This window comes from Halobacillus sp. BAB-2008 (assembly GCF_000328325.1).
GTDB lineage: Bacteria > Bacillota > Bacilli > Bacillales > Halobacillaceae > Halobacillus.
Map to the genome: position 1 here is coordinate 1 of NZ_ANPF01000050.1, position 25,116 is coordinate 25,116.

Below are 25,116 nucleotides of genomic sequence, written 5' to 3' on the forward strand. Positions count from 1 at the left end.
ACAACAGCGCGATAGCAGTCAGCGCCCGTTCCCCTCCCGACAGAAGACTCATATTCTGCAGTTTCTTACCTGGTGGCTGGGCGACGATATCGACACCTGTTTCAAGCATATTATCAGGATCGGTAAGTTTAAGGTCGGCTTTTCCGCCTCCGAAGAGACTGCGGAACACTTCTCCGAATTCGTTACGGATCTTCGTAAACGTGTCTTCAAATTTCCGCTTCATCTCTCCGTCCATTTCTTCTATAACCGTATGAAGCGTCTGTTTCGCTTCCAACAGGTCGTCCTGTTGGGTCTTTAAGAACTCATATCGTTCAAGGATACGGTCATACTCATCAATAGCACCGATGTTTACAGTTCCCAATTCTTCAATGGCGCGCTTGATCAGCTTCACTTTCGTCTCTGCTGCAGCCATATCCTCTACAGGGGCATACTCCCGTTTCGCCTTCTCAAAGGTCATGACATATTCTTCCTGCAAGTAGGAAAGCATGTTCTCGAGCTCTACATCCTGGCGGTTAGCTTTGACTTCTTTCTGCTGAATGTCCTGGATAAAGTTCTGGTGATTCCGTTTTAATTCCTTCAACAACTGCTCCGCCCTCTGAATGGAGACGCCGTATTCATTCCGTTCTTTCCGGCGTTCCTGGATCAGGACAGAAGTCGTTTCCTTCCTCTGCTTCGTCTCCTCAATCAATTCGAGCAGTTCTTCTTCCGTTTGGTTGGACTCTGCAACTTCCATCAACTGTTGATAAGAGGAACGGTTTCCACGTAGCTCTTGTTCAATGAGTGCTTTCTCCTCCAAGTAACGGCCGGTTTTCTCCTGCTGATTGGAATAGGCTGATTCCTGTTCGGCAAGCTTGATCTCAAGCTCCTGTTTTCGGTTGATCAGCTTTGCTTCGTCCAACTTCTGGCGTTCTTTCGTGTCCGTCAGTTCATCGATTTTCTTCTGAATCAGTGTAAGTTCTTCCGCTAACGACGCAAGGACTTTCTCCAGGTTATTTAATTGATCATGGGCATCTTCCCTGTCCTGATCATACTGGGCCTGATCCTGATCGAAAAGCTGCAGTTGGTCATTCAGATGGTTCCATTTAAGTTCCAGCTCTCTCAAAGTCGATGCCTTCTCATATTCTTCCCTCTTCCATTCGGAGAGTTCCTGGTTATGTCCGGCTGCTTCCTTCTCTTGAAGGGTGAGCTGCTCTTTCAGCTGCATAACCTTCCGCTCCATGTCTTTCGCTTTCTGGTCATACTCACCGATCTTGGCTGTGAGATCCTGCAGTTCTTTCTCCCTTGTAAACAGGGACTGGTTGGACTGTTTCTTTGCACCACCGGACATCGAACCGCCCGGATTCACAACATCCCCGTCTACTGTCACTATTCGGTATTTCCGGTTCAAATAGTTTGCAAGCTGGTTGGCACTCTTCAAATCCTCCGCAATCACGATATGACCGAGCAGGTGCTGAATCGCTTTTGCATAAGGTTCCTCATACTTTACTAACTCTCCCGCAATACCCACAAACCCGGCTGACCGCCAAGCTTTTCTTTGCCATAGACAGAGCGTGCCTGAATCGCATCCAAAGGGAGGAACGTCGCCCTCCCTTTGTTGTTGCTCTTCAGCCAGTGAATCGCCTGTCTCCCTGTCCGCTCATCCTTGACCACGATGTGCTGCGCCTGAGCTCCAAGAGCCGTTTCAACAGCCGTTATTAAATCAGAGGGGATGTCAATGAGTTCAAGAACCGCTCCTTCCACACCAGGGAGCTGCCCTTTCTGACGAGCCTTCAGCACTTCCCTGACGCCTTGGAAATAACCGGTGAAGTCTTCTTTCATATCCTCAAGCATCTCTTTCTTGGAACGCATCTTCTCCAGATATTGATAGCCTTTATACAATTTCTCCTGCGACTCTTGGTAAGCCGTTCTGCTCTGCTCCACCTGAGCCGTTAATGATTGAATCGTGGATTCCAGCTTTTGCCTCTCACTCTTAACTTCTTCTTGTTCAGAAGTGGTCAACCGAAGCTGTTCTTCCAGTTTGGCTCGTTCATCCCTTAAATCTTTAAACTTATCGTTCTGCAATCCTTTTTTGGAATGAATCTGATTTAACTGTTTCTCCAAAAGCTGCTTCTCGTTCCGTTTGGCCGCTTGTTTATTCAACAGTTCAATGTACTCACTCTTCAAATCTTCGATCTGTTCTTCGATCCGGTTGACATCTTTATTCAGGGCCTGGTTCGTTTGGTTGAGTTCCCGCCTCGTTTCCTTACGGATCTGTTTGGTTTCCTCAAGGCGCTTCGTCTCTTCTTCCGCGGTCACCTTCAACCTCTCCAGTTTTTCAGAAAGGTCTTCGTATGCTTCTTCCAGCTTTGATTTATTCTCTTCGAAATGTTTATGGCGTTCCTTCATAAGTTGTTTCTTACCTTCAAAATTTTCAAGGTCTTTCGTGAGAACCAGCAATGTTTCCTGAAGATCTTCAATCGACTCATCCAACGCCTGCATGTCCGACCGCTGCTTCAAGACTGTTTGTTCTTTGTTATCAATCTTTAATTGTAAGGAAGCCTCTTCCGCTTTGATTTTCTCGAGGTCTTTCAAAAGTGCCTGCCATTCTCCGTGCAGCTTCTCAATTTGTGTGATGAGAAGGGAGATTTCTATATGTTTCAATTCATCTTTCTTCTCCAAGTAATCTTTAGCAATAGCCGCCTGTTCCTTCAAAGGCTCCAGCTGACCATCAATTTCATAAAGAATATCCTCGACACGGTTCAAGTTCTCTTGTGTCTCGGATAGTTTATATTCCGCTTTTTTCTTGCGCTGTTTGTATTTAAGCACACCGGCTGCTTCTTCAAAAATCGATCTGCGTTCTTCTGCCTTCGAACTTAATATCTCTTCCACTTTCCCTTGACTGATGATAGAGAAAGCTTCCCGTCCAAGGCCGGAATCCATAAATAGATCGACAATATCCTTTAAACGGCATGTTTGGTTATTAATATAAAACTCGCTTTCACCAGAACGATACACTCGTCTTGTGACACTGACTTCCTGATAGTCAAGAGGAAGTGCCTGATCGGTGTTATCTAATGTTAAAGTTACTTCCGCCATATTTAATGGCGCTCTTGTCTCACTGCCTGCAAAGATGATATCTTCCATCTTCGCACCGCGCAGGGAACGAGCGGACTGCTCACCAAGCACCCAGCGTATAGCATCGGTTATATTACTCTTTCCGCTGCCGTTAGGACCGACGACGGAAGTCACACCTGTTACAAAGTCGACGGTTACCCGTTCGGCAAATGATTTAAATCCAATAGTATCCAATTGTTTGAGGAACATACTCATCCTCCTGTATTTTCACAAATCTATCTGTCACTCAACTTGTATATTTTATCATATTCGCACACCCTACGGTAGGAAGGTTCCGCCTCTTTATCCGATGAGGGTTTAAAAAACGATGAAACTGATTTATTATATGTACTAGTACTATTAAGCGCACTGGAGGAGGAAACACCTTGAGTTTACAAGAAGCCAGCCAAGAGAATCTGGCCGTGATCATCCATGACATGGCAGATAAACTGCAAGTCGTCAACCGTTCCCTTATGGATCCGGAAGACTACGATTTGAATAATTATGAAGAAATCAAATCCCTTCATGACATTATTGAGATGAAAGGCAGTTTAAGCGTCTCCGAGATACAAGCCTTCGTTACGGAACTCGGACAATACCGCAAGTAACAGGGCCGTCTCCAATTAGAGCTAAAAAAAGACCGCGCCAGGCATGAAATGAGTTGCCGTGGACGGTCTTTTTTTTATGAAATCGCTCCGTGATTCTCCAGCGCCTGCTGGGCAGCTTTCTGTTCTGCTTCTTTTTTCGTCCGTCCGACTCCGATTCCACCGATATCATCCTGGATACGGACGTGAGCAATAAATTCGCGGCTGTGGGCAGGTCCTCTTTCTTCGACGATTTCGTATTCAATTTTACTATTCTTATCTCGTTGTATGAATTCCTGCAGCTGACTTTTAAAATCCATCGCATGAGAAAAAGCACCTTTTTTCACTTTCGGATAAACGTAAGTTTGAAGGAACTGTATGACCTTGTCATAGCCTTGATCCAAATAGAGGGCTCCGATGAACGCTTCAAACACGTCAGCCAAAAGTGCAGGCCTGTTGCGTCCACCCGTCATTTCCTCTCCTTTACCGAGAAGAATAAGCTCCTGGAAATTCAACTCATTGGCAAACTCTACCAAAGAGACTTCACAAACGATGGAAGCCCTGAATTTCGTCAGCTCCCCCTCTGCCATATCAGGAAATTCCCGATACAGGTATTGGGATACTCCCAGTTCCAAGACCGCGTCACCTAGAAATTCGAGACGCTCGTTGTCTTCGCGGTCGGTTTTCCGATGCTCATTCACATAAGATGAATGCGTGAAAGCTTGTTCCAGTAACGAAATATCACGGAACTTTATGTTAATTTTGTTCTGGAAACTCGAAAAATCATCCATAAATCACCTTGTCCTTTACTGAGAATTTCTGAAATACAGGAAAGGCTGCCCGTATAAAACGGACAGCGATTCTCCTTACGACTGGCTGCTTATGTAATTCACAGCGTCGCCTACTGTATTGATTTTTTCAGCTTCTTCATCAGAAATTTCCAAATCAAACTCGTCCTCAAGCTCCATTACTAGCTCAACTACGTCAAGAGAGTCTGCTTCTAGATCTTCTTTGAAGGAAGCTTCCATAACCACTTTGGACTCATCAACGTCGAGACGATCGACGATGATCTGTTTTACGCGATCAAATGTATCTGCCATTGGAACCTCACCTCCCTTCAGTAATTATAGTAAGGTGCCGGAAAAAGCGCAAGGACTTATCCAATAACCTTTTCCACCACGTTTGTTACATCACCATTCCACCGTCAATGTGAAGCGTCTGGCCTGTCATATAATCTGCGTCCTCAGAGGCAAGAAAACGCACGACACGCGCGACATCTTTCGCTTCACCCAGACGGGATAAAGGAATCAGATTAAGCATCTGCTCCCGCTGTTCATCTGTCAAAGCATCGGTCATATCCGTAGCAATATACCCCGGCGCTACCGCATTGACATGAATGTTCCGCGCGGCAAGCTCCTTAGCATTCGACTTCGTCATTCCTATGACACCGGCTTTTGCAGCTACGTAGTTCGCCTGGCCGGGGTTTCCGGAGACGCCGACGATGGACGCGACATTGATGATACGGCCATACTTCTGCTTCATCATCTGACGCGTCACACCTTTCGTACAAAGGAAAACACCTTTTAAATTGGTGTCGATGACGGCATCGAATTCTTCTTCCTTCATCCGCATCAGAAGGTTATCCTTCGTGATGCCAGCGTTGTTAATAAGAATATCCAGACTGCCGAACTCATCCACAACAGTCTTCACCATTCGTTTCACATCATCTGCATCAGACACGTTCGCCTGAATTTTAATAGCTGTTCCGCCATTTTCACGGATTTCCTGAACGACTGCCTCGGCTTTGTCTTCACTCCCGGCGAAGTTAACTGCCACTTTTGCCCCTTTTGCTGCAAGCTCAAGGGCAATCGCTTTTCCTATTCCTCTGGAAGCTCCCGTAACAAGAGCCGATCGATCTTGTAAAATCATGAAGACTCCTCCTTATTCCATTCCAAGAATGCGTGCATAGTATCAGGGTCCTGGATACTAAACGTTTTCATCCTGCGCTTCACTTTGCGAACAAGGCCGCTCAGCACCTTCCCATGACCTACTTCGACGATGGCATCGACATCCTCTTCGACGAACGCTTCTAAAATTTCATGGAAACGGACCGGTGAATACAATTGCTCGACAAGCAAGTTCCTGATCGTTCGAGCGTCTGTCACAGGCGCTGCCGTCACATTTGCATAGACCGGAATCTGCGCATCTTTCACTTCTATACGATTCAAATACTCTGCAAATTCATCACTGGCCGGTTTCATCAATCTGGAATGGAAAGGTCCGCTTACGTTCAATGGAAGGACACGTTTCGCTCCGGCATCGGAGAGTTTTTCAGAAGCTTTGTCCACGCCCTCTTTCGTACCAGAAATAACGATTTGTCCAGGACAGTTAATGTTGGCTAAATCTACCGTGAGGTCACCGTCGAAGCCTTCCAGCGTCTTTTCGATATCAGAACGATCAAGACCCAGCACGGCTGCCATCGTCCCTTTACCCGTCGGGAAAGCCTCTTCCATCAATTTTCCACGCACGTGAACAAGCTTCACTGCATCAATTGGATCCAGCGCACCAGCACTGACAAGCGCACTGTACTCACCAAGGCTGTGACCAGCCGTCATCGCCGGTTTTATTCCTTCTTCTTCCAAGACCATCTGGATGGCTACACTATTAAGAAGAAGAGCCGGCTGGGCATTCTCCGTTTTCGTCAAGGTTTCTGCAGGACCTTCAAACATGAGGGTCGAGAGTGAATAACCGAGCGCTTCATCTGCACGGTCGAATAATTCCTTTACAGAAGGGTAAGTCTCATACATCGCTTTCCCCATGCCTACCTCTTGAGAGCCTTGTCCTGGGAATACTGCTGCTATACGTTTCATGATTCATCCTCCTCTGAATCCATTTGTTTGAGCGTTTCCGCAATAGTTTCTGTCACATTTAACTCCACCATCTGACAAGCTTGACGAATGGCGTTGAAAACGGCTCTTTCGTTAGACGAGCCGTGGGCTTTAATCACAGGTGCTGCTAAACCGAACAACCCTGCTCCTCCATACTCCGAGTAATCAAGCTGTGTCTTCAATCCTTTCAGATCGTTTTTAGCAAGACCGGCAGCAATCTTCGTCTTAAAGTTACTCATGAATGTTTGTTTAATCATAGAGAACATCGACATAGCCGTACCTTCAATTGTTTTTAATGCGACGTTACCTGTGAAACCGTCAGTCACTACGACGTCCGCTGCACCATTCAGCAAATCACGTGCTTCCACATTTCCGACAAAATGAATCGGAGCATTCTTCATCAGTTGGAACGCCTTCTTCGTCAAATCGCTGCCTTTTCCTTCTTCTGTACCTACATTCAGCAGTCCGACACGGGGACGTTCCAAACCGCGGACCTGTTCTGCATAAATGGAGCCAATGACGGCATATTGCAGTAAATGCGCCGGTTTCGCATCAACGTTCGCACCAACATCAAGCATTAAGAATCCTTTTCCGTCTATGGTAGGAAGTGTCGGGCTTAACGCCGGACGATCCACACCTTTCATTCTGCCGACAATGAATAGTCCCGCACTCATCAGGGCACCCGTATTTCCGGCGGAAATGCAGGCATCAGCCCTTCCTTCCTTGACTTCATTCGCCATGAGAACCATGGATGCATTCTTCTTCTTTCGAACAGCTCTTACAGGTTCATCTTCCGCCGTAATCATTTCTGTCGTATGTATTACCGTTACGTTTTCCTGCCCCTTCAAATAAGGGGAAATCAGCGATTCATCTCCGACCAGCGTGATGTGCAGTCCATCAATGGCATCAGCTGCCTGGACGGCTCCTTTCACGACAGCTTCCGGAGCATGGTCGCCTCCCATCGCATCTATGACGAGTTTCATCTCTTCCATCTCCTTCTATTGTTTAGAACGGTACATTTCAAATGTACCCGCAAACACTTCTTCCTGACCGACGTAGCTGTGGACTTTGACAATCGTTCTGCCCTTCTCCCCTTCTCCTTGGACAGTCGCTTTGGCAACGACGCGCTCCCCGAGTTTGACGGGACGGGAGAAGTGTATAGTGGACCGGGCAGTCAAAGCAAGTTCATCGTCGATCAAGGCTACAGCAAGTGAATTCGCCTGGGCGAACAGGTGGTGCCCCCTCGCAATGTGATTACGCGAGAATACGTGGTCGGGACGAATATCCAAAATGGAAATAGCCCTGTCGTCCAATTCAAGATCTACAACCTCACCAATGACTTCTTCGATAGGCAGAGCTTTCACCGTACCGTTCCATTCCTGATTCGCAACAGATTTAATTCTTTCACGAAGCTCCGGAATCCCCATTTCCATCCGGTCGAGACGAATGGTTTGTATACTGACACCAAAGGTTTTTGCAAGCTCTTCATCCGTAATAAAAGGCACACGGTCAATTTGATTTTTTAATTCTTCCTGACGAATCTTCTTAGGTTTTCTCATATTGATTCCACCGTTCATCTAGCATAAACGCTCGACTTTATGACTAGGTACTAATAGTAATATATAATACCATGTCCGATTACGCAAGGAGGGGGTTATTTTTCTGAAAATTCCATCCGGTTCTCTTTCATAAATAAAAGGTTCCGGCTTGTCTGCCGGAACCCTGAAGGAAGAAAGCATACCTCTCAGTCCAATACATTCCCAAGAATACTCTTATCCTCATACAGCAATTCCTTCAAAGAGTGGTAGCGCGGATCTCGCTCCAATGAATCAGAAAGGACGAGATCAGCTGCATCCTTCCGCGCCGTTTCCAACGCTCTGTAATCATGAACCATATCTCCGACTCTGAATTCCGGAAGGCCGCTTTGTTTCCTGCCGAAGAAATCTCCAGGTCCCCTGAGCTTCAAATCCTGCTCGGAAAGTTCAAAGCCGTCATTCGTTTCGGTCATGATCCGCATCCTCTCTTTGCCCACATCGCCCTTAGGGTCTGCAAGCAGAATACAGTAACTTTGATCAGAGCCCCTGCCGACACGGCCTCTAAGCTGATGGAGCTGAGAAAGTCCGAAGCGCTCGGCATCGTAGATGACCATCATGGTCGCATTCGGAACATTCACCCCTACTTCCACCACCGTCGTAGATACAAGAATACTCAGCTCATTAGCTGCAAACCGTTCCATGACGGCTTCTTTCTCTTCATTATGTAAGCGTCCATGCATGAGGCCGACGGAAACATCCGGTTCAAACACAGCACTTAATTGATGATAGAGATCAACAGCATTCTGTATATCCAGTTTATCCGACTCTTCAATCAACGGGCTGATGACATAAGCTTGATGTCCCTGGTCAATTTCTTTTTTAATAAAGCTTAAAACGCGGTTGGTCATCTCACCTTTTACCCAATAAGTCTCTACCGGCTTCCTCCCTGCAGGCATTTCATCAATGACGCTGACGTCCATATCCCCGAAAGCCGTTATGGCCAGCGTCCGGGGGATCGGTGTCGCCGTCATGAACAGTACGTCCGGATGTAAACCTTTATCCCGAAGGGCTCTCCGCTGTTTGACACCGAAACGATGCTGTTCGTCAACAATAACGAATCCCAGGTCGGAAAACACGACCTCGTCCTGAATCAACGCATGAGTACCGATCAGGATATCTACTTCTTTCCGCTCAACAGCCTCCAATATTTCCTGTCGCTTTTTCCCCTTTATGGAACCTGTAAGCAGAGCGACATTGGCACGTCCACTAAACATTTCTTTAAGCGATTGGTAATGCTGCTCAGCAAGAATTTCTGTAGGAACCATGAGCGCTCCTTGAAAACCAGCGGTGATGGATGCATAAAGACCGATGGCAGCTACGGCGGTTTTACCTGAACCAACATCCCCTTGCAGCAGGCGGTTCATTCGATGCGGATGCTTCATATCGTGGAGAATTTCCGCAAGCGCCTTTTTCTGAGCCGAGGTCAGTTCGAATGGCAGGGCCTGTACGAACTCCGTCAAGCGTCCGTTGTCATACCGCTGGACAAGCCCTTCACTCGCCTCCCGGTGATACTTACGGAGAAGCTGCATTTTGAGCTGGAAGATAAGAAACTCCTCATAGATGAACCGGCGCTTCGCATGCTTAAGCAATACCCTGCTGTCGGGATAATGCATTTGTCTTAAAGCCTGTACGCGGTCCGGAAGCTTATATCCCAATGTCAACTCTTCAGGGAGAATCTCAGGAACGTCTTGCCCATACGCATCAAGAGCTGTACGGATCACTTTCCTGAGTGTCGTTAAGCTGACTCCTTCTTTCAGCGTATAAACCGGCTGGATCGGTTCCTGTTCTTTCGACTCGCCTTTTTTGAACTGGCTGACTGTAATCTGCAGCCGCTGCTGGTCCCATTTCCCCGTCACCGTAACGGTATCTCCCGGGTTCAGCTGTTTCTTGGCAAAAGCGCGATTGAACATTACAGCCTTCACAGCGAACTGTTCCACCTGCAACGTGAACGTCAACCGCGACTTTTTCCTACCAAAAAACTGAGGACAGGATCGGAGACGACCTGTCCCTCAATTGTCGCCTTCTCATTGTTTTCTAATTCTGTCAGGGGTTTAATTTCATAAGAATCATAACGGTGCGGAAAATAAAACAATAAATCCTCGACCGTAAACAAACCCAATTCATTCAAATTCGTTGCCAGTTTCGGTCCTACACCTTTCACTTCACTGATAGACTGTTGCAGCAATGGTTTCACTCTTTCTTCAACGAGATTCCGTACACTTTCGCTTCAAGCTCTCTTCCTGTTGGAGTGGCGGCGAGCCCCCCCTGGGCTGTTTCACGGAAATCTGACGGCATGCGCTGTCCCACCTTATACATGGCATCGATAACCTCATCACATGGAATACGGCTCGTCACACCTGCGAGCGCCATATCTGCAGCTACGACTGCGTTCGATGCCCCCATGGCGTTCCTTTTCACACACGGGACTTCCACCAATCCAGCTACAGGGTCGCAAATTAGACCTAGCATATTCTTAAGTGTTATCGCCATCGCTTCCGCTGATTGGGAAGGAGTGCCTCCTGCCATTTCTACAATGGCCGCAGCTGCCATACCGGCAGCAGAACCTACTTCCGCCTGACAGCCGCCTGCCGCACCGGAAATAGAAGCATTATTGGCTACAACGAATCCGAAAGCGCCGGACGTAAACAAGTACCGTACCATCTGTTCCCGCGTCGGTTTCAATTGATTTTTCACAGCAAACAATGTACCCGGGACACACCCGGCACTTCCAGCTGTCGGCGTCGCACAAATCGTCCCCATTGCCGCATTGACTTCGTTAGTGGCAACTGCTTTACTTACGGCGTCCATCATCAGATTACCGGATAAAGGAGTATGATTCTTCATATAATTCTGGATGAGTACGGCGTCACCTCCGGTCAGGCCGCTGTGGGATTTTACCCCTTTCAGTCCATCCTCAACCGCTTTCTCCATTACAGACAGGTTCCTTTCCATCTGCTCGATCACTTCTTCTCTCGTCAGCTGCTTCACGTCCATTTCCTGACGGATCATCACTTCCGAGATCTGTATGTTTTGACTCTCTGCCATTTCAACAAGCTCTGCTACGTTGCGAAACATGGGATCGCCCCTTTCTTTGTTGTCAGTCTGATATTTTGGCTACTTGTGTAATATGATCAGCACGCTCCAACTCGTTCAAAACGGAGTCGTCGATATTCTGATCCACTTCGATCACCATAAGCGCCTGTTCTCCCTGCGCTTTCCTCGATACTTCCATTCTACCGATATTGATTTCATTCCTGGCAAGGACCGCCGTCGCAGAGGCAATTGCTCCGTAACGATCATTATGAATCAATAAAATGGCAGGGTGGCTTCCCGACAAACGCAGTTCAAAGCCGTTCAGCTCCGTAATCTCCGCCTTACCGCCTCCGATGGATATGCCTACAAGCTCAAGTTCTCCATCCTCATCACCTATTTTGACGCAGGCGGTGTTCGGGTGATCCGTATGGGAATCCTCCTCATAAAAACGGATTTTCATTCCGTTCTTCCTTGCTGTTACCAAAGATTCCCGGATCCGCTGATCGTCGGTATCGTAATCGAGCAGCCCTCCGATAATCGCGACATCTGTACCGTGCCCTTTATAAGTTTTTGCAAATGATCCATACAGATGGATATGCGCATATTTGGGCTCTCTGCCGAATAAATGACGTGCGGCTCTGCCTATCCTGGCCGCACCTGCTGTATGTGAACTGGACGGACCGATCATGACAGGTCCGATGATATCGAAAACAGAACGATATTTCATTTGTTTCACCTTCCCCTTGTTTCTGTCTCTATTGCACGAAAGAAAACGCTTACTAACATCGAATAATCCCCTATCATCTTATCACAAACTTGAGATTTTCACCTCCATTTTACTAGAATACAAATAATGCTGCTTGTAAGATACTTTAATCAAGAGTAAAATAGATGGTTGTGGGTTACTCGGTAACCGGGTGGGAGAGGGATAACTTCATAGAGGAGATTGAAATGCTCAATCAGCAAAGCAATCGTGCAGACTGGAAGAAAGAGGGTCTGGCAGGTTTAATCGGCTATTTTACGACTGTTTACATCGTAGCTGTCAACAGCCAGATCATGGAGAGTGCCGGACTTCCGCTTGAAAGCGGAATGGTGGCAACGATTCTTGCCAGTGCACTAGGCTGTTTGATCATGGCCTTATATGCGAACGCACCTATGGTTCTGATACCAGGTATGGGGGTCAACGCTTTATTCGCCTATTCCATTGTCGAAGGGACAGGAATGGATTTCCAGCAGGGGCTGGCCGTTGTCGTCGTTGCTTCGATACTGTTTCTCATCACAGCATTTACGAAGCTTGGAGACTGGCTGAAGCAGGCGATCCCTTCTTCTTTGAAGCACGCCATTACGGTCGGATTAGGTTTATTCCTTACATTGATCGGATTGGAGAAAGGTGGACTTGTCGTCAAAGGCGATCACTCGTTGATTGCCCTTGGAAACCCCTCGTCAGCACTAGTAATGACGAGTATCCTGACGCTGTTTATCGGCATTTTCCTCTTCACCAGAAATGTACCTGGGAACTTCCTGATCACGATGGTCGCAGGAACGATTCTTGCGAAGTTCACCGGCGTTCTTGGTGAAAAAGGAGATCCCATTTCTCTCGGAAGCCAATCCTTCGCCTATATGCCGGACTTTTCAACCATTGGACAATTCGGTTTTTGGATGGCGGTCTTTCCGCTGGCGATCGTACTCATCTTTGAAAACATGGGTTTGATCCACGGACAGCTGGGAATGCTTGATCAAGAAGGGAAGTTCAAACGTTCTTATCAGGCGTCTGCCTTTTCCGCACTTACGACAGGGTTCCTCGGCACTTCGCCTACTGTTTCATCCGCAGAGAGTGCAGCTGTTATAGCCTCAGGCGGTAAAAGCGGAAAATCGAGCTTGACGATGGCTGTGTTGTTCATCGGGACGCTTTTTCTAATCCCTTGGATCTCTATGGTGCCTTCTACAGCTATTGCGCCGATTCTAATCATCGTCGGGGCCCTTATGGTGCAGAACATCAAAGAGATTCCGATTGACCAATTATCAGAGTCCATGCCGGCCTTTCTTATCATTGTGATGATTCCGTTCACTTATTCCATAGCAGATGGGATGGCTTTTGGATTTATTGCCTACCCTATTGTCAAGTTTGCTATTGGAAAGCAAAGGGAATTGTCGGCACCGGTCGTTCTTATCGCCATGATCTTTCTCATTGAATTTATCGTTCGTTCACTTGGACATTAATACAGATGAACGTATTTACCCGTTCTCTGAAAAAACCGGCTGCACCCTTTCTCTTGAAGAAGGGCGATCAGCCGGTTTTTTATTTCGCTACAAATCCCTAACCTCTTTGGACACGCCAGCGGAGCATTACGGTCATTTTGCAGCAGTCCACCCCTCCAGCCGTGCCTTTCCACTGAATTTTGATCCTCTCCGGGTTATAATCAAAGTCGAAATCTCCCACTGCTCCAGCCTCTTTAATCATTTGTTCCACCTTTGGACGATTCGACCGCTGAGCTGCCTCCATTAGCTCATCGGCGAATTCCTTCGATGCCTCCACCCGCTCCATCACTTTCTCTGCCCCGTTCATCATTTGTTTCGCTGCCTTCGCAGATTGACGAAACAAGCTGCTGTCGACTTCAGGGAAAGCTGGTCTGCCGACTTGAACATAAGCAGGAATCCGGTAATCATACATGAAATAGGGATAGGGTACCCAGACCATAGGCAAGAATAAAACCTCCCCTTGTTTGCTCCTTTCTTCATGTTTATGTGAATAGGCAGAAAAGAAAACAAAAAAAGAAGACGTTGAAACGTCTTCTTTTTTAATCTTCAATAGGAATGATAGACGAACCCTGCTTTTTAAATAAAATCGTCAGCAGGCCGTCTTGGAAAGATGCCCGAAAGACAGTGTCTGAAACAGTGAATGGAAGTGGAATGATTCTTTCTTTCCGAGTAAACGAACGGCTCTGATTAAAATAATTCATGGAGTGATCATGAACGTAACGATCCTCGGAACCCTCCACCCTGATTCTCACCTGGCTGCCGACATGTTCAAGATGAATCTGCTCTCTCTTAACTCCCGGAAGATATGCTTCAATCGTGTATTCTTTGTCTGTTTCAACCACCTCTATCGGAATAGTGGTGGTTTGGATATAGTGATCGAGCTTCTGGAAGGCATCTCCAAAAAAGGAATCAACTACTTTCATCACATCTTCCAAATCCTGCTGAAACAAATCCGGCAAATGATCGTTTTTATTCTTCATAGGGACACCTCTTTGGTTGAAGTTATACCCTACCAACATATGCCCAGATCAATCTTCAGGTTCCTCACTCATGGAAATCAAGACCGGATGCCACCGCTTTTACATAGCCTTTGCGGATAACGAAGTCTCCGAATTTCTCGTCCTCTTCCCTTTCCTTCGCATAGCGGTGAATCATCGGTTTCAGCTCTTTAAGGATTTCTTCTTCACCAATGTTCTCTCTATACAATTTATTCAAACGATCCCCTGTGAATCCAGCTCCGAGATACATGTTATATTTGCCAGGCCCTTTTCCAATGAATCCGATCTCTCCCAACGCCGGGCGGGAACACCCATTCGGGCATCCGGACATTCGGATAACGATCTCCTGTTCTTTCAATCCGGCTTCATCTAAAATCTCTTCCAGGTGGTCGATCAATGTCGGGAGATACCGCTCCGCCTCCGCCATTGCCAATCCGCAAGTCGGCATCGAAACACATGCCATTGAATTTCGACGGAGAGCAGAATTCTGGCTGCCGTCCGACAACCCGTATTGTTCAATCAATGCTTCAATCACAGGCTTCTCCGCTTCTGATACTCGTGAGATGATAAGGTTTTGGTTGGGGGTCAGACGGAATTCCCCGATTTGGGTTTCCGCTATTTTTCTCAGTGCTTCCTTTAATTTATACCCTTCCGCATCCTTGATGCGTCCATTCTGGATAAAGAATGTGTGGTGCCAGGTCCCGTCTTCTCCTTTGACCCAGCCGTACCGGTCCCCGTTGTGATCAAAATGATATGCCTTCGCTTCTTCCAACGCATAACCTAATCGACGATTAAGTTCCTCCAGAATCTGATCGGCTCCTAATCTGTCAACCGTGTACTTGAACCGGGCGTTCTTACGATTGGAACGATTGCCGTAATCCCGCTGTATCGTCAAAATTTTCTCCGCTACATCAACCACCTGCTCCGGCACACAGAAGCCGATGGTACGACCGAGCTGCGGATATGTCGAAGTGTCGCCGTGGGTCATTCCCATCCCCCCGCCAACGACGACGTTGAATCCCTGCAGCTTTCCATCGTCCAATACAGCGATGAACCCCAGGTCCTGTGAAAACACATCCACGTCATTGGAAGGTGGAACGGCAATGCCTATTTTGAATTTCCTCGGCAGATACAGCGGTCCGTAAATCGGCTCTTCTTCCTGACCGTCCACCACTTTTTCTTCATCCAGCCAAATTTCATGATACGCTCTTGTCCGCGGAAGGAGATGTTCACTCACTTTCTTCGACCACTCATACACTTCTTTATGAAGGGCGGATTGCTCAGGGTTAACGTTACACATGACGTTCCTGTTCACATCGCCACATGCCGCAATGGTGTCCATCAATACGGCATCCATCGCCTGTATCGTCTTCTTCATGTTCCATTTTAAAATACCGTGCATTTGAAACGTCTGACGGGTCGTCAGTTTCAGCGTTTCATTGCCGTACTGGTCTGCCAGACGATCCATAGCCAGCCACTGGTCGGGAGTCGCCACACCACCGGGAAGGCGCACCCTGATCATGAATTGATACGCCGGCTCTAATTTCTGCTTTTTTCGTTCGTTCCGCAGGTCCCTGTCATCCTGCATGTAGCTGCCGTGAAATTTCAAAAGCTTCGTTTGATCATCAGGAATGCTTGCAGAAAGCGGCTCCTGGAAACTCTCGACAAGATCGCCTCGTAAAAACCGGCTCTTTTCTTTAATCTCTTCCATTTCACTCGGAGGACCTTCCGGTTTATGCAATGTTTTGTGTTCAGACATCCGTAAAACTCCTTCCCGCTATTAGTAAACGTCTCTCTGATAGCGCTTTGATTTTCTAAGTTCTGTCAAATAATTTTCTGCTTCTTCTCTTGTATAAGCGCCTTCCTGCTGGAAGATATCAAGCAGGGTTTCCTGCACGTCTTTCGCCATGTGTTTCTCATCGCCGCAAATATAAAGATAAGCACCTTCCTCAATCCATTGGAAGACCTCTTTACTCTTTTCACGCAGGCGGTGCTGCACATAGACCTTTTGATCGGTATCCCTGGAAAAGGCAACGTCCATATTCGTCAGAACGCCGTCTTTGATCCATTTCTGCCATTCCGTCTGATAAAGAAAGTCCGTCACGAAGTGCTGTTCACCGAAGAACAGCCATGACTTCCCTTCCGCTTCCGACTCTTCCCATTCCTCCATAAAGGAACGGTAAGGTGCAATACCAGTACCAGCGCCGATCATGATGATCGGCCGGGTCGTGTCTTCCGGAAGCTTGAAATTCTGGTTTTTCTGTACAAAAACCGAAAGCTGATCCCCGGGTTTCGTCCTTTCGGCACACTGTCCGGAACAGACTCCCGTCCGCTTTCTCCCATGAGAATCATAGCGAAGCGCCCCTACCGTCAAATGAACCTCGTCGGGGTTGGCTTTCAGGCTTGAGGCAATTGAATATAGACGTACTGGAATCTTACGTAATGCAGTAAGGAATGCATCGACATCGACTTCCCAAGGTCCATAGTCTTTGACGAAATCCAACAGATCCCTCCCGTGAATGTATTGGGAAACTTGCTCTTTATCTGTCAAGAGATCCGCTAAACTCTCATTAGAAGTAAAAGGAGCGAGCTTTTCGAGGAGGGGCTTGGTAAGAACCGTAATCTCAAAATGGGTCAGCAGCGCTTCTCTAAGCGCACGGACCTCCCCTTGCTTATTGACTGAGACGGACCTCTCCGGATCCCAATTCATCTCTGTAATCAGTGCATCTACCAAGGAAGGCTCATTTTGGGGATAGATTCCGAGACTGTCTCCAGGCTCATAGGTCAGACCGGACCCTTCCAAGTCGATCTCCAAATGCCGGGTTTCTTTGTTGGAACCCTGCCCGTTCAAATTGATGTTCTCCAACACTTCCGCCTGAAACGGATTAGATTTGGAGTGGACCGGTACGTCGTCCGTAAGCGGTGCAGCAGCTGCAGCAGGAGAATTGGTTTCTGACGCAGAACCCAGCTGCTGACTAACGCCCCGCCACCACTCCTCCGCGGGATCTTCATAATCAAGATCACAATCGACCCTCGGATACATCCTTTCCGCGCCAAGTTCAGCGAGCTTCTCATCGATCACTTTACCGGTCTCGCAGAACAAGTCATAAGAGCTGTCTCCAAGTGCCAAAACCGAATACCGAACCCCCTCCAGCTTCGGTGCACGCTTCCCATGGATAAATTCATAAAACGACAGCGCGTTATCCGGCGGATCTCCTTCTCCATGCGTACTGGTCAAAATGAGAAGATCCTCTACATTTTTCAAAGCCTTCGGTTTGAAGTCATCCAGTGCTGATAACGTCGTTTCAAACCCCTTCTTATCCAACGTTTCCTTGTACTGTTCTGCCAGTGACTGACAGTTCCCCGTATGAGATCCGTAGAGGATGGTAATACTCCTCGTTGCAGCAGCCTTCTCCTCTGTAGTGGAAGGGTGAGACTGAGCAGCAGGGTCTGCTTCGGTTGAAGCCAGGGAAGATGCCAAATACCCGCTTAACCATATTTTTTGATGATTACTTAATGATGTTAATAACTGGTTTAACAAGTCCGCCTGATCTTTATTGAACGGACTGTTGCTGACTTGTAAGGACAACATTTCCACCTCCATAAAACCTTTATTTTTTTATTTCGGAAGCTTTCGCTTTATAGTAGCGATCAAGTGTGACGACCATCGCCCCCATTTTCGGACGGGCGGGCTGAATCACTGTGGATATTCCCTGACCGGCAAGCTCCTCTGCTGTTACTTTGCCAACGGCGACGGCTGTGACGTCCTTTTCGAAGGAAGCGGTGAGACGGCTGCGATCCGCATCTTTTTCAAACAAGTTTTTCACCTGAGTTTTACTCGTGAACACCACCGCATCCAGTTCCCCCGCAAAAATAGCATTCTTCAAATTGTCGATAATGGACAAAGATGGCTTTTCAAATGTGTAAGGCTTTGATAAATAGACGGAAAATCCAAGTTGTTCCAAGGATTCCTTCCATACGGCATCATCCTGATCATACGCCTGCAGGAACAACCTTCCGCCCGAAGCCGCTTCTTTCTGAATGCGCTCCACAAGATCCTTCATCGTCCCATCTGCCGCAACGAGGGCCGGCTTTATCTCGTTTTCTTTTAACCAATCCATTGTCTTCGAACCTCTAACAGCAAGCGTTTCTGTGTTCAGCTTTTTTACAAAAGCACGGGACAATTTTCTTTCAGAGGCTGCATTGTTAAGCGTCCTTGCACCGATTCCGGTTGTTAAGACGACAAGGTCGAATGGTTCATCCAGATAGTCTTTGACATTTCTCACACAGCGCTCTTCGTGGAGCACCTGCTTCCCTTGAATCGGATAGACAGAGGCACGGCCGCCTAAATTTTCTATAAGGGAAGTAATGGCTTCCGACCTTCGATCCGCTGCCACACCTATGTGTTTATTCGTTAATCCTGACACGTCCCTCCCCCTTTCCTATAGCTATGTATATCATCAAGCACCCGCTTTTGCGCTTCTGTATCGTGGTAGTCCTCCTTGAGGATTTCTCTTAAAAAATCATGCTGTGTTTCTTTGTTCATACTGCTTTCTTTAAGCAGCGTACGGCAGTGATGTAAGAAGTCAACATACTCCCCATAACCTTCGCCGTATTCGCTTTCCAGGCGTTGTTTTAATTTGGAGGCAAGCATCGGACTCGCTCCGTCGGTTGATACGGATATTGTCAACCTCCCGCGTTTAAGGAACCCCGGAAAGTGTACATTCCCCCCGCTGCCACCATCCACTCTGTTGATCAGTGGTATCCTTTCACTTAAAGCAGCAATACGGTCATTCTCTTTTTGGTCGCTTGTAGCAATGATCAGGAGGTCCGTTCCTTTGCTGTCGGAACTAGTGAACGTTCGACGGTAACAAGTAATCTCCCCACTCTTCTCCAACAGGGAAAGCTCGGGATGGAGGGAAGGGCTGACAACGATTATTTCTGCGCGGCAGGTCATCAGCGTTTTCACCCGCTTAAGCGCGACGCGCCCACCGCCGGCAACGACGACTCTCCGCCCTTTCCATTCCACCATCATAGGTAAGTGACTGTTCACAGGAAGTCTCCTCTCAAGGTGTCTTCATTCCCACCAGCGTTTCTTTCACACGATCCGCCATCGCTTCGATCATATGAGGATGGTCATTCAAATGTCCGGAAATCTTCACCGCATATCCTTGTTCCGCAGCCTTTTGCACCTTAGCTTCCATAGAACGGAGAAGTACTCCGGTAAACCACAGGTACGGGACGACGACGGTAGGCTTACCCGATTCCAACACTGCATGAAAAGCCTCATCGTAGCTTGGAGTGATTGCGGCAAGGTAACAAACATGAACACTGTCCGCACCCGCTTTGCTCCGCAAACGCTCTCCAATAAATTCCATTGCCGTTCTTGTTGATGGATGTCTGCTGCCCCTTCCAACGAGAAGGATATTAGGAGTTTGATTCCCTGCAACAATGTCCCTTACTCGATCAACAAGGACGTCGATAATACGCTCCTGTACTCCAAGGGGTTCCCCGTAATGCAGTTCAACACCAGGAAAGCGCAGCTTCGCCTTATCAAGCTCCTCCGGTATATCTTCAAAATAATGCCCCGCGCTCAGAAGCAGTACCGGTAAAACGGCGATTCTCGTCGCACCCTTCTTGACAAGACGGTGGATTCCTTCCTCAATGTCTGGTTCGGCTAATTCAAGAAAACATCGTTCGAAAAGGGGAATGCCGATCTCTTCCTGGACTTTACTCAAAAAATCAAGCGCCTGCTCTGTTGCTTCTTTCTTTCTGCTTCCATGACTGACATAGAGAACTGCGTCCATCTTTCTCCCCCTTTCATTCAGCCGACAATCGATTTTGCGATGTCCACCTGGTCCTCCTGCTGTATCGATTCAAACCACTGCAGCTGCTCACGCAATTTCACAACTTCACCAACGACGATCATCGCCGGGTTCTTCATATCTGCAGCTTTAGCAACGATATCCTCAAGCGTCCCGGTAACGGTTTCCTGCTGTTCCGTCGTGCCCCATCGAACGAGAGCGACAGGAGTATCGAGCCCTCTGCCATGTTTCACGAGTTTTCCGCAGATATCCGGCAGCTTCTTCACACCCATGTATATACAAAGAGTGTCCATACTTTTCGCTACGTGTTCCCAATAAGCATCCTCTTCAATGCCAAGCTTACTTACCCCGGAGATGAAGGCTACGGAAGAACTGTATTCCCGATGGGTGACAGGTATGCCTGCATAAGCGGGAGCCGCGATACCGGAGGTAATTCCAGGAACAATTTCAAAAGCGATCTGGCGTCGGGAAAGTTCTTCGGCCTCTTCTCCACCGCGCCCGAATACGAACGGGTCGCCGCCTTTCAATCGAGTGACTGTTTTGCCCTGAAGCGCATATTTACACAAAAGATGATTGATTGTTGATTGTGTCAAGGCGTGATGATCCGGCCGTTTCCCACAGAATATAAGCTCCGCATGATCCGGGGCTTCATCGAGTAATTCTTGATTGATGAGCCGGTCATACAGAATAACGTCCGCCTGCTGGATTGCTTTCAGCCCTTTGACCGTAATCAAATCATAATCACCTGGTCCTGCTCCGACAATATAAACCTTAGCCATCTATGATGCTCCCTTCGGTATCCACCCTTTTTCTTCCAAAACCTGCAACAGCTGTTCGGCACATGCTTCGATATCATATTGATGAGAGGAAACAACAGCTTCCGGTGTTTCGGGGGCTTCATATGGAGAATCGATTCCAGTAAAGCCTTTGATCTCTCCGGAGCGGGCTTTTTTATAAAGCCCTTTAGGATCACGTGCTTCACAAGCTTCCAATGGACACTCAACATAAACCTCAAGGAAGTCCCCTTCTGGAATTGATGCGCGCACCTGCTCCCTGTCACTCTTGAACGGAGAGATAAATGCTGTCAGTACAATCGTCCCACTATCAGCAAACAACTTTGCGACTTCCCCAATCCTTCGAATATTTTCCGTACGATCCGCTTCAGAAAAACCGAGATCCGCATTCAATCCGTGACGGATGTTGTCGCCATCAAGCAGATACGTATGAACACCACGCTCATGCAGGAGATGGTTCAGCTGATTGGCGATGCTGGACTTGCCGGAACCGGAAAGTCCCGTGAACCAGAGGACACCACTGTGGTGTCCATTCTTCTTCCGGTAGGATTCCTGACTTACAGATGCTTCGTGCCAAGTAAGATTCCGTTCCATTCCCTTCACCCCTTTACGTCTGCAGCTTTCGCCTGCAGCCCTTCAATCAAAACTTCTACAACTTCCGGGCGGCTGAATGTCTTCGGCGGTTTCTCCCCGCTCCGTAACAGCTCACGGACTTTGGTTCCGGAAAGGATGACGTGATTTTCCTTATCGTGCGGGCACGTCTTGTGAGAGGCCATCGCTTCACATGCCTTACAATAAAAACTGTGTTCAAAGAACATCGGAGTAATATCAAGTTCGCCTTCGCCGTAGTGAGAGAATATCTTCTGTGCGTCATACGTTCCGTAGTAGTCACCTACTCCAGCGTGGTCACGGCCGACGATGAAATGAGAGCAGCCGAAGTTTTTACGGACGATGGCATGGAAGATCGCTTCCCTTGGACCTGCGTAGCGCATGGCTGCACGGAAAACGGCCAGGGTCACGCGGTCCTTCGGATAGTAATGATCAAGCAGTACCTGGTAGCTCTTCATCCGAACATCACTTGGTATGTCATCGCTCTTCGTTTCGCCGACCAACGGGTTCAGGAATAAACCGTCAACCGTCTCCAAGGCCGCTTTTTGAATATATTCGTGGGCGCGGTGGACAGGGTTCCTTGTTTGGAAACCGACAACCTTCCTCCATCCGTTCTTTTCGAAAAGTGCTCTCGTTTCTTTCGGATCGAGGTAAAACTCTTCTCCGTGTTCTTTTGCTGACGAAGCAAAAACCTGGATAGTACCGGATACATAATAGTCGGGGCGTTCAAACAACTTTTTGACACCCGGGTGAGCAAGGTCCGTAGTTAAATATACTTTTTGCGCTTCTTTTTCTTTGTCAGGTTTGAAGATGTCTTCAATCTCAATCACACCGTACACCGTTCCATCATGGATAAGCTTGGCTTCTTTTCCTAACGATTCTGCCTTCTCTTGACTTACAGGCAGCGTAATCGGAATGCTCCAGGGTGTCCCGTCTTTCAAACGCATCGTATCGACGACGGATTCATAGTCTTCCTTGTTCAGGAACCCTTCCAGCGGACTGTATGCTCCGTTACCGATCAGCTCCACGTCACTGAGAGCCATTCCATCCAGTTCGATACTGTCCTTCGGTAAATCCTCCGGTGTTTCGTTCCATCTATTGATTAACTTCCCTCCATGGGGTTTAATGACTGCCATTTCATACATCCTCCTATTAGTTCGTTTCGATTAGTTCGTTTCTGATGGGCCCGGGGTGTGAAGACCACACTCCGTTTTATTAAATCCTTTCCAGCGGCCGGAGCGATCGTCGCCGACGGCCTGGGATGTACAAGGAATACATCCTACACTTGGATAGTTTTGGTCATGCAAAGCATTGTAATCCAAGCTATTTAGTCGGATATAATGCCATACGTCGTCCCAAGTCCAATGTATCAGTGGACAAACTTTCACGGACTTAAACCGTTCATCTTTGTTGATGAAATCCGTCTTCGCTCTGCTCGGGGACTGTTCTCTGCGCAGGCCGGAAAGCCAGGCAACCGCACCGGACAGTTCCTCTTCCAACGGTTTGATCTTCCGGATGTAACAACACTGGTCCGGCTGTCTCTTCCACAAAGCGGAACCATGCTTTTCTGCCTGTTCTTCCACTGTAAGCTCCGGTAATTTCATATGAATATGAAGCGCCGGATACCGTTTCTTCACTTTATCAATCAAATCGTAGGTTTCCTGGAAGTGAAGACCTGTGTCGAGAAAAACGACATCCGCATCCGGTTTGACCTGCGAAATCAGATCGATGAGTACCATTCCTTCTGCGCCGAAGCTGCACGCATAAACCACGTCAGAACCATACTGGTCGTATGCCCATTGAATGACCTTTCTCGCGCCTTTCGTATCATCCTCTGGCTGATCATTTTTGAATGGATCACCGGAAAAATGCTGGTACGTAAGTAAGTTTCCCATACACTCGCCTGCCTTTCTCCAAATAAAAACGCCCCTCTTCCGGAAAAGAAGAAGGGCGTCTGAAAGTAAGATACGTCCTTCTTATCTTTCCAAATGCTTTCAGCATCTGCTGGAATTGGCACAGCGTCTAACTTTAACGGTTAGACCCGTTGCCGAGGCTTCGATGGGCCAGTCCCTCCACCTCTCTAGATAAGAAAAATTAGTCGATTGGATATTTCAAAAAAACTAATTGATTCAAATAGTAGGCTTCTTTCTAAGATATGTCAACAGGTTTTTTAAAAATTACAACTTTTCTGTTTTTAATATTGACAATGGTCCCCCTCTGCTTTAATTTGGTAAGTAATCAAAGCAAGATACTATATCCTTATGAAGAGCCGGGGGAGGAAACTGGTCCAACGATCCCGCAGCAACCTTTTAAAGGTGCTCCATCCAGCAGACATTGTCTGAAAGATAAGGAGAGGAACGAAAGCCTCTTCTGTGTGAAGGGTTTTTTTATTTTTGTAGAAAACCTCTTCACACATAAAACCAAGTATTCTCATATGATTAATCATACACCATATGGGAGCTGGAATTAAAGGGTAAAAGGAGAGGTTGGATTGAATAAATTAATTGTTTTCGCATTAGTGGGATTTTTTGCTCAGTTAGTCGATGGTGCTCTCGGCATGGGCTTCGGATTGACTTCCTCAACGATTCTGCTTGCCTATGGACTTGCTCCGGCAGTAGCTTCTGCATCCATTCATATGGCTCAAGTGGCAACGACGGCCGCTTCCGGCTTCTCTCACTATAAATTCGGGAATGTCGATAAGCGTCTCGTCGTTATTCTGGCTGTTCCCGGTGCCATCAGCGCTTTTCTCGGTGCAGCTGTATTAAGCTGGGTTCCAGGAGAAATTATCCGACCCTACATATCACTCTTCCTCCTCGTATTAGGAATCTATATCATCATTCGTTTCCTTACCATGGGACAGAAGCGGCGCCAGGAGAAGCGGCCTTTCAAAAAGAGCTTTTTGTTTCCCCTTGGATTTATCGGAGGTTTTCTTGATGCAGTCGGCGGCGGCGGGTGGGGACCAGTGAATACGCCCGTTCTCCTGGCAAGACAGAAGCTTGAACCCCGAAAAGTGATTGGAACGGTAGATACCAGCGAATTCATCGTCACTGTTTCTGCGACCCTCGGGTTTCTTATCTTTCTTGGCTGGGAGCAATTCAGCTGGCTGCTCGTATCTGCGTTTGTGATCGGCGGGGTTATTGCGGCCCCCCTTGCTGCCTGGCTTGTGAAAATAATGCCGTCTCTCGTATTAGGTGTCCTCGCCGGTGGATTCATCGTTTTGACAAATATCCGAACGCTTTTGAATACAGTAGAGCTTGGAGACACCTCCATCGCCATTATTTACACGGCTTTAGTCCTTGCCTATATCTGCATGGTTCTCTTGTCCATCCGCAGAAACTTCCGGCTTAAGCCGGCAACCAGGTAGCAGGAACAGTGTTGTACTGAGCAGCACGCTTTTATGATAATATAAAAAAAGAGATCAGAGCTGTATGCTCTGAT

At 47.6% G+C, this 25,116-nt stretch carries 23 protein-coding genes, 2 pseudogenes and 2 riboswitches; of the genes and pseudogenes, 3 read left to right on the plus strand and 22 right to left on the minus strand.

Translation table 11 applies throughout. The features are described from left to right. A pseudogene (locus D479_RS21190) lies at positions 1-1,507 on the minus strand (chromosome segregation protein SMC); the annotation flags it as partial. Next, positions 1,486-3,303: a chromosome segregation protein SMC gene (smc, locus tag D479_RS21195; RefSeq protein ID WP_051989393.1), complete on the minus strand. Its 1,818-nt coding sequence runs from the start codon at positions 3,301-3,303 to the stop codon at positions 1,486-1,488. The pseudogene D479_RS21190 and the gene smc, both read right to left, overlap by 22 nt. Positions 3,304-3,479: 176 nt before the next feature. Here smc and D479_RS11550 point away from each other — a divergent pair, with 176 nt between their 5' ends. Further along, positions 3,480-3,701, plus strand: a complete 222-nt coding sequence (locus D479_RS11550) for a DUF1128 domain-containing protein (RefSeq protein WP_008637180.1) — start codon at positions 3,480-3,482, stop codon at positions 3,699-3,701. A gap of 74 nt (positions 3,702-3,775) precedes the next feature. Here D479_RS11550 and rnc read toward each other — a convergent pair whose 3' ends face one another. The 9 genes and pseudogenes from rnc to sdaAB form a co-directional block, all read right to left on the minus strand. Next, entirely contained in the window at positions 3,776-4,468 is a 693-nt protein-coding gene (gene rnc, locus D479_RS11555) for a ribonuclease III (RefSeq protein ID WP_008637182.1), read from the minus strand. Between the two features lie 75 nt (positions 4,469-4,543). Further along, complete coding sequence (gene acpP / locus D479_RS11560; protein WP_008637184.1) at positions 4,544-4,777, minus strand: acyl carrier protein; 234 nt, start codon at positions 4,775-4,777, stop codon at positions 4,544-4,546. 85 nt (positions 4,778-4,862) lie between these two features. Further along, positions 4,863-5,603: a 3-oxoacyl-[acyl-carrier-protein] reductase gene (gene fabG / locus D479_RS11565; RefSeq protein ID WP_026577480.1), complete on the minus strand. Its 741-nt coding sequence runs from the start codon at positions 5,601-5,603 to the stop codon at positions 4,863-4,865. After that, positions 5,603-6,547 carry an ACP S-malonyltransferase gene (gene fabD, locus D479_RS11570; RefSeq protein WP_008637189.1) on the minus strand — a complete coding sequence of 315 codons (945 nt, stop codon included), beginning with the start codon at positions 6,545-6,547 and terminating at the stop codon, positions 5,603-5,605. Before fabD ends, fabG begins: the two co-directional genes overlap by 1 nt. After that, positions 6,544-7,548 carry a phosphate acyltransferase PlsX gene (plsX, locus tag D479_RS11575; protein ID WP_008637191.1) on the minus strand — a complete coding sequence of 335 codons (1,005 nt, stop codon included), beginning with the start codon at positions 7,546-7,548 and terminating at the stop codon, positions 6,544-6,546. The genes fabD and plsX overlap by 4 nt, the downstream gene beginning before the upstream one ends. 15 nt (positions 7,549-7,563) lie before the next feature. Next, entirely contained in the window at positions 7,564-8,124 is a 561-nt protein-coding gene (gene fapR, locus D479_RS11580) for a transcription factor FapR (RefSeq protein WP_008637193.1), read from the minus strand. A gap of 185 nt (positions 8,125-8,309) precedes the next feature. Next, positions 8,310-10,354: pseudogene (recG, locus tag D479_RS11585) on the minus strand (ATP-dependent DNA helicase RecG). Beyond that, positions 10,351-11,235, minus strand: a complete 885-nt coding sequence (sdaAA, locus tag D479_RS11590) for an L-serine ammonia-lyase, iron-sulfur-dependent, subunit alpha (RefSeq protein WP_008637195.1) — start codon at positions 11,233-11,235, stop codon at positions 10,351-10,353. The pseudogene recG and the gene sdaAA overlap by 4 nt, the downstream one beginning before the upstream one ends. A 22-nt stretch (positions 11,236-11,257) precedes the next feature. Then, positions 11,258-11,920, minus strand: a complete 663-nt coding sequence (sdaAB, locus tag D479_RS11595) for an L-serine ammonia-lyase, iron-sulfur-dependent subunit beta (protein WP_008637197.1) — start codon at positions 11,918-11,920, stop codon at positions 11,258-11,260. A gap of 224 nt (positions 11,921-12,144) precedes the next feature. Between sdaAB and D479_RS11600 the strand changes: the two genes are divergently transcribed. Beyond that, complete coding sequence (locus D479_RS11600) at positions 12,145-13,413, plus strand: NCS2 family permease (RefSeq protein WP_026577484.1); 1,269 nt, start codon at positions 12,145-12,147, stop codon at positions 13,411-13,413. A 97-nt stretch (positions 13,414-13,510) separates the two neighbouring features. On the opposite strand, the gene D479_RS11605 is transcribed toward D479_RS11600, so the two are convergent. The 11 genes from D479_RS11605 to D479_RS11655 form a co-directional block, all read right to left on the minus strand. After that, positions 13,511-13,897 (minus strand): hypothetical protein, encoded by a 387-nt coding sequence (locus tag D479_RS11605; RefSeq protein WP_026577485.1) that lies wholly within the window; start codon positions 13,895-13,897, stop codon positions 13,511-13,513. A 94-nt stretch (positions 13,898-13,991) separates the two neighbouring features. Further along, positions 13,992-14,432 (minus strand): Hsp20/alpha crystallin family protein, encoded by a 441-nt coding sequence (locus D479_RS11610; RefSeq protein WP_008637207.1) that lies wholly within the window; start codon positions 14,430-14,432, stop codon positions 13,992-13,994. 64 nt (positions 14,433-14,496) lie between these two features. Continuing rightward, positions 14,497-16,209, minus strand: a complete 1,713-nt coding sequence (gene cysI, locus D479_RS11615) for an assimilatory sulfite reductase (NADPH) hemoprotein subunit (RefSeq protein WP_008637208.1) — start codon at positions 16,207-16,209, stop codon at positions 14,497-14,499. A 21-nt stretch (positions 16,210-16,230) separates the two neighbouring features. Next, positions 16,231-18,039 (minus strand): assimilatory sulfite reductase (NADPH) flavoprotein subunit, encoded by a 1,809-nt coding sequence (locus D479_RS11620; protein ID WP_008637209.1) that lies wholly within the window; start codon positions 18,037-18,039, stop codon positions 16,231-16,233. A 22-nt stretch (positions 18,040-18,061) separates the two neighbouring features. Beyond that, positions 18,062-18,877 (minus strand): uroporphyrinogen-III synthase, encoded by an 816-nt coding sequence (locus D479_RS11625; protein ID WP_008637210.1) that lies wholly within the window; start codon positions 18,875-18,877, stop codon positions 18,062-18,064. Further along, a complete protein-coding gene (locus D479_RS11630) occupies positions 18,865-19,503 on the minus strand; it encodes an NAD(P)-dependent oxidoreductase (protein WP_008637212.1) in 639 nt (212 codons plus the stop codon). The genes D479_RS11625 and D479_RS11630 overlap by 13 nt, the downstream gene beginning before the upstream one ends. A 13-nt stretch (positions 19,504-19,516) precedes the next feature. Then, positions 19,517-20,257, minus strand: coding sequence for a sirohydrochlorin chelatase (locus D479_RS11635; RefSeq protein ID WP_008637213.1), 741 nt, complete (start codon positions 20,255-20,257; stop codon positions 19,517-19,519). A 17-nt stretch (positions 20,258-20,274) separates the two neighbouring features. Continuing rightward, positions 20,275-21,054 carry a uroporphyrinogen-III C-methyltransferase gene (gene cobA / locus D479_RS11640; RefSeq protein ID WP_008637214.1) on the minus strand — a complete coding sequence of 260 codons (780 nt, stop codon included), beginning with the start codon at positions 21,052-21,054 and terminating at the stop codon, positions 20,275-20,277. Beyond that, entirely contained in the window at positions 21,055-21,663 is a 609-nt protein-coding gene (gene cysC, locus D479_RS11645; RefSeq protein ID WP_008637215.1) for an adenylyl-sulfate kinase, read from the minus strand. It lies immediately after the preceding gene. A 5-nt stretch (positions 21,664-21,668) separates the two neighbouring features. Then, entirely contained in the window at positions 21,669-22,814 is a 1,146-nt protein-coding gene (gene sat / locus D479_RS11650) for a sulfate adenylyltransferase (RefSeq protein ID WP_008637216.1), read from the minus strand. Positions 22,815-22,844: 30 nt separating this feature from the next. Then, entirely contained in the window at positions 22,845-23,573 is a 729-nt protein-coding gene (locus tag D479_RS11655) for a phosphoadenylyl-sulfate reductase (RefSeq protein ID WP_008637217.1), read from the minus strand. A 78-nt stretch (positions 23,574-23,651) separates the two neighbouring features. Further along, positions 23,652-23,769: riboswitch (SAM riboswitch) on the minus strand. Between the two features lie 165 nt (positions 23,770-23,934). After that, positions 23,935-24,030: riboswitch (SAM riboswitch) on the plus strand. 139 nt (positions 24,031-24,169) lie between these two features. On the opposite strand from D479_RS11655, the gene D479_RS11660 reads away from it, so the two are divergent. Continuing rightward, a complete protein-coding gene (locus D479_RS11660) occupies positions 24,170-25,042 on the plus strand; it encodes a sulfite exporter TauE/SafE family protein (protein WP_008637218.1) in 873 nt (290 codons plus the stop codon). Positions 25,043-25,116: the final 74 nt, after the last annotated feature.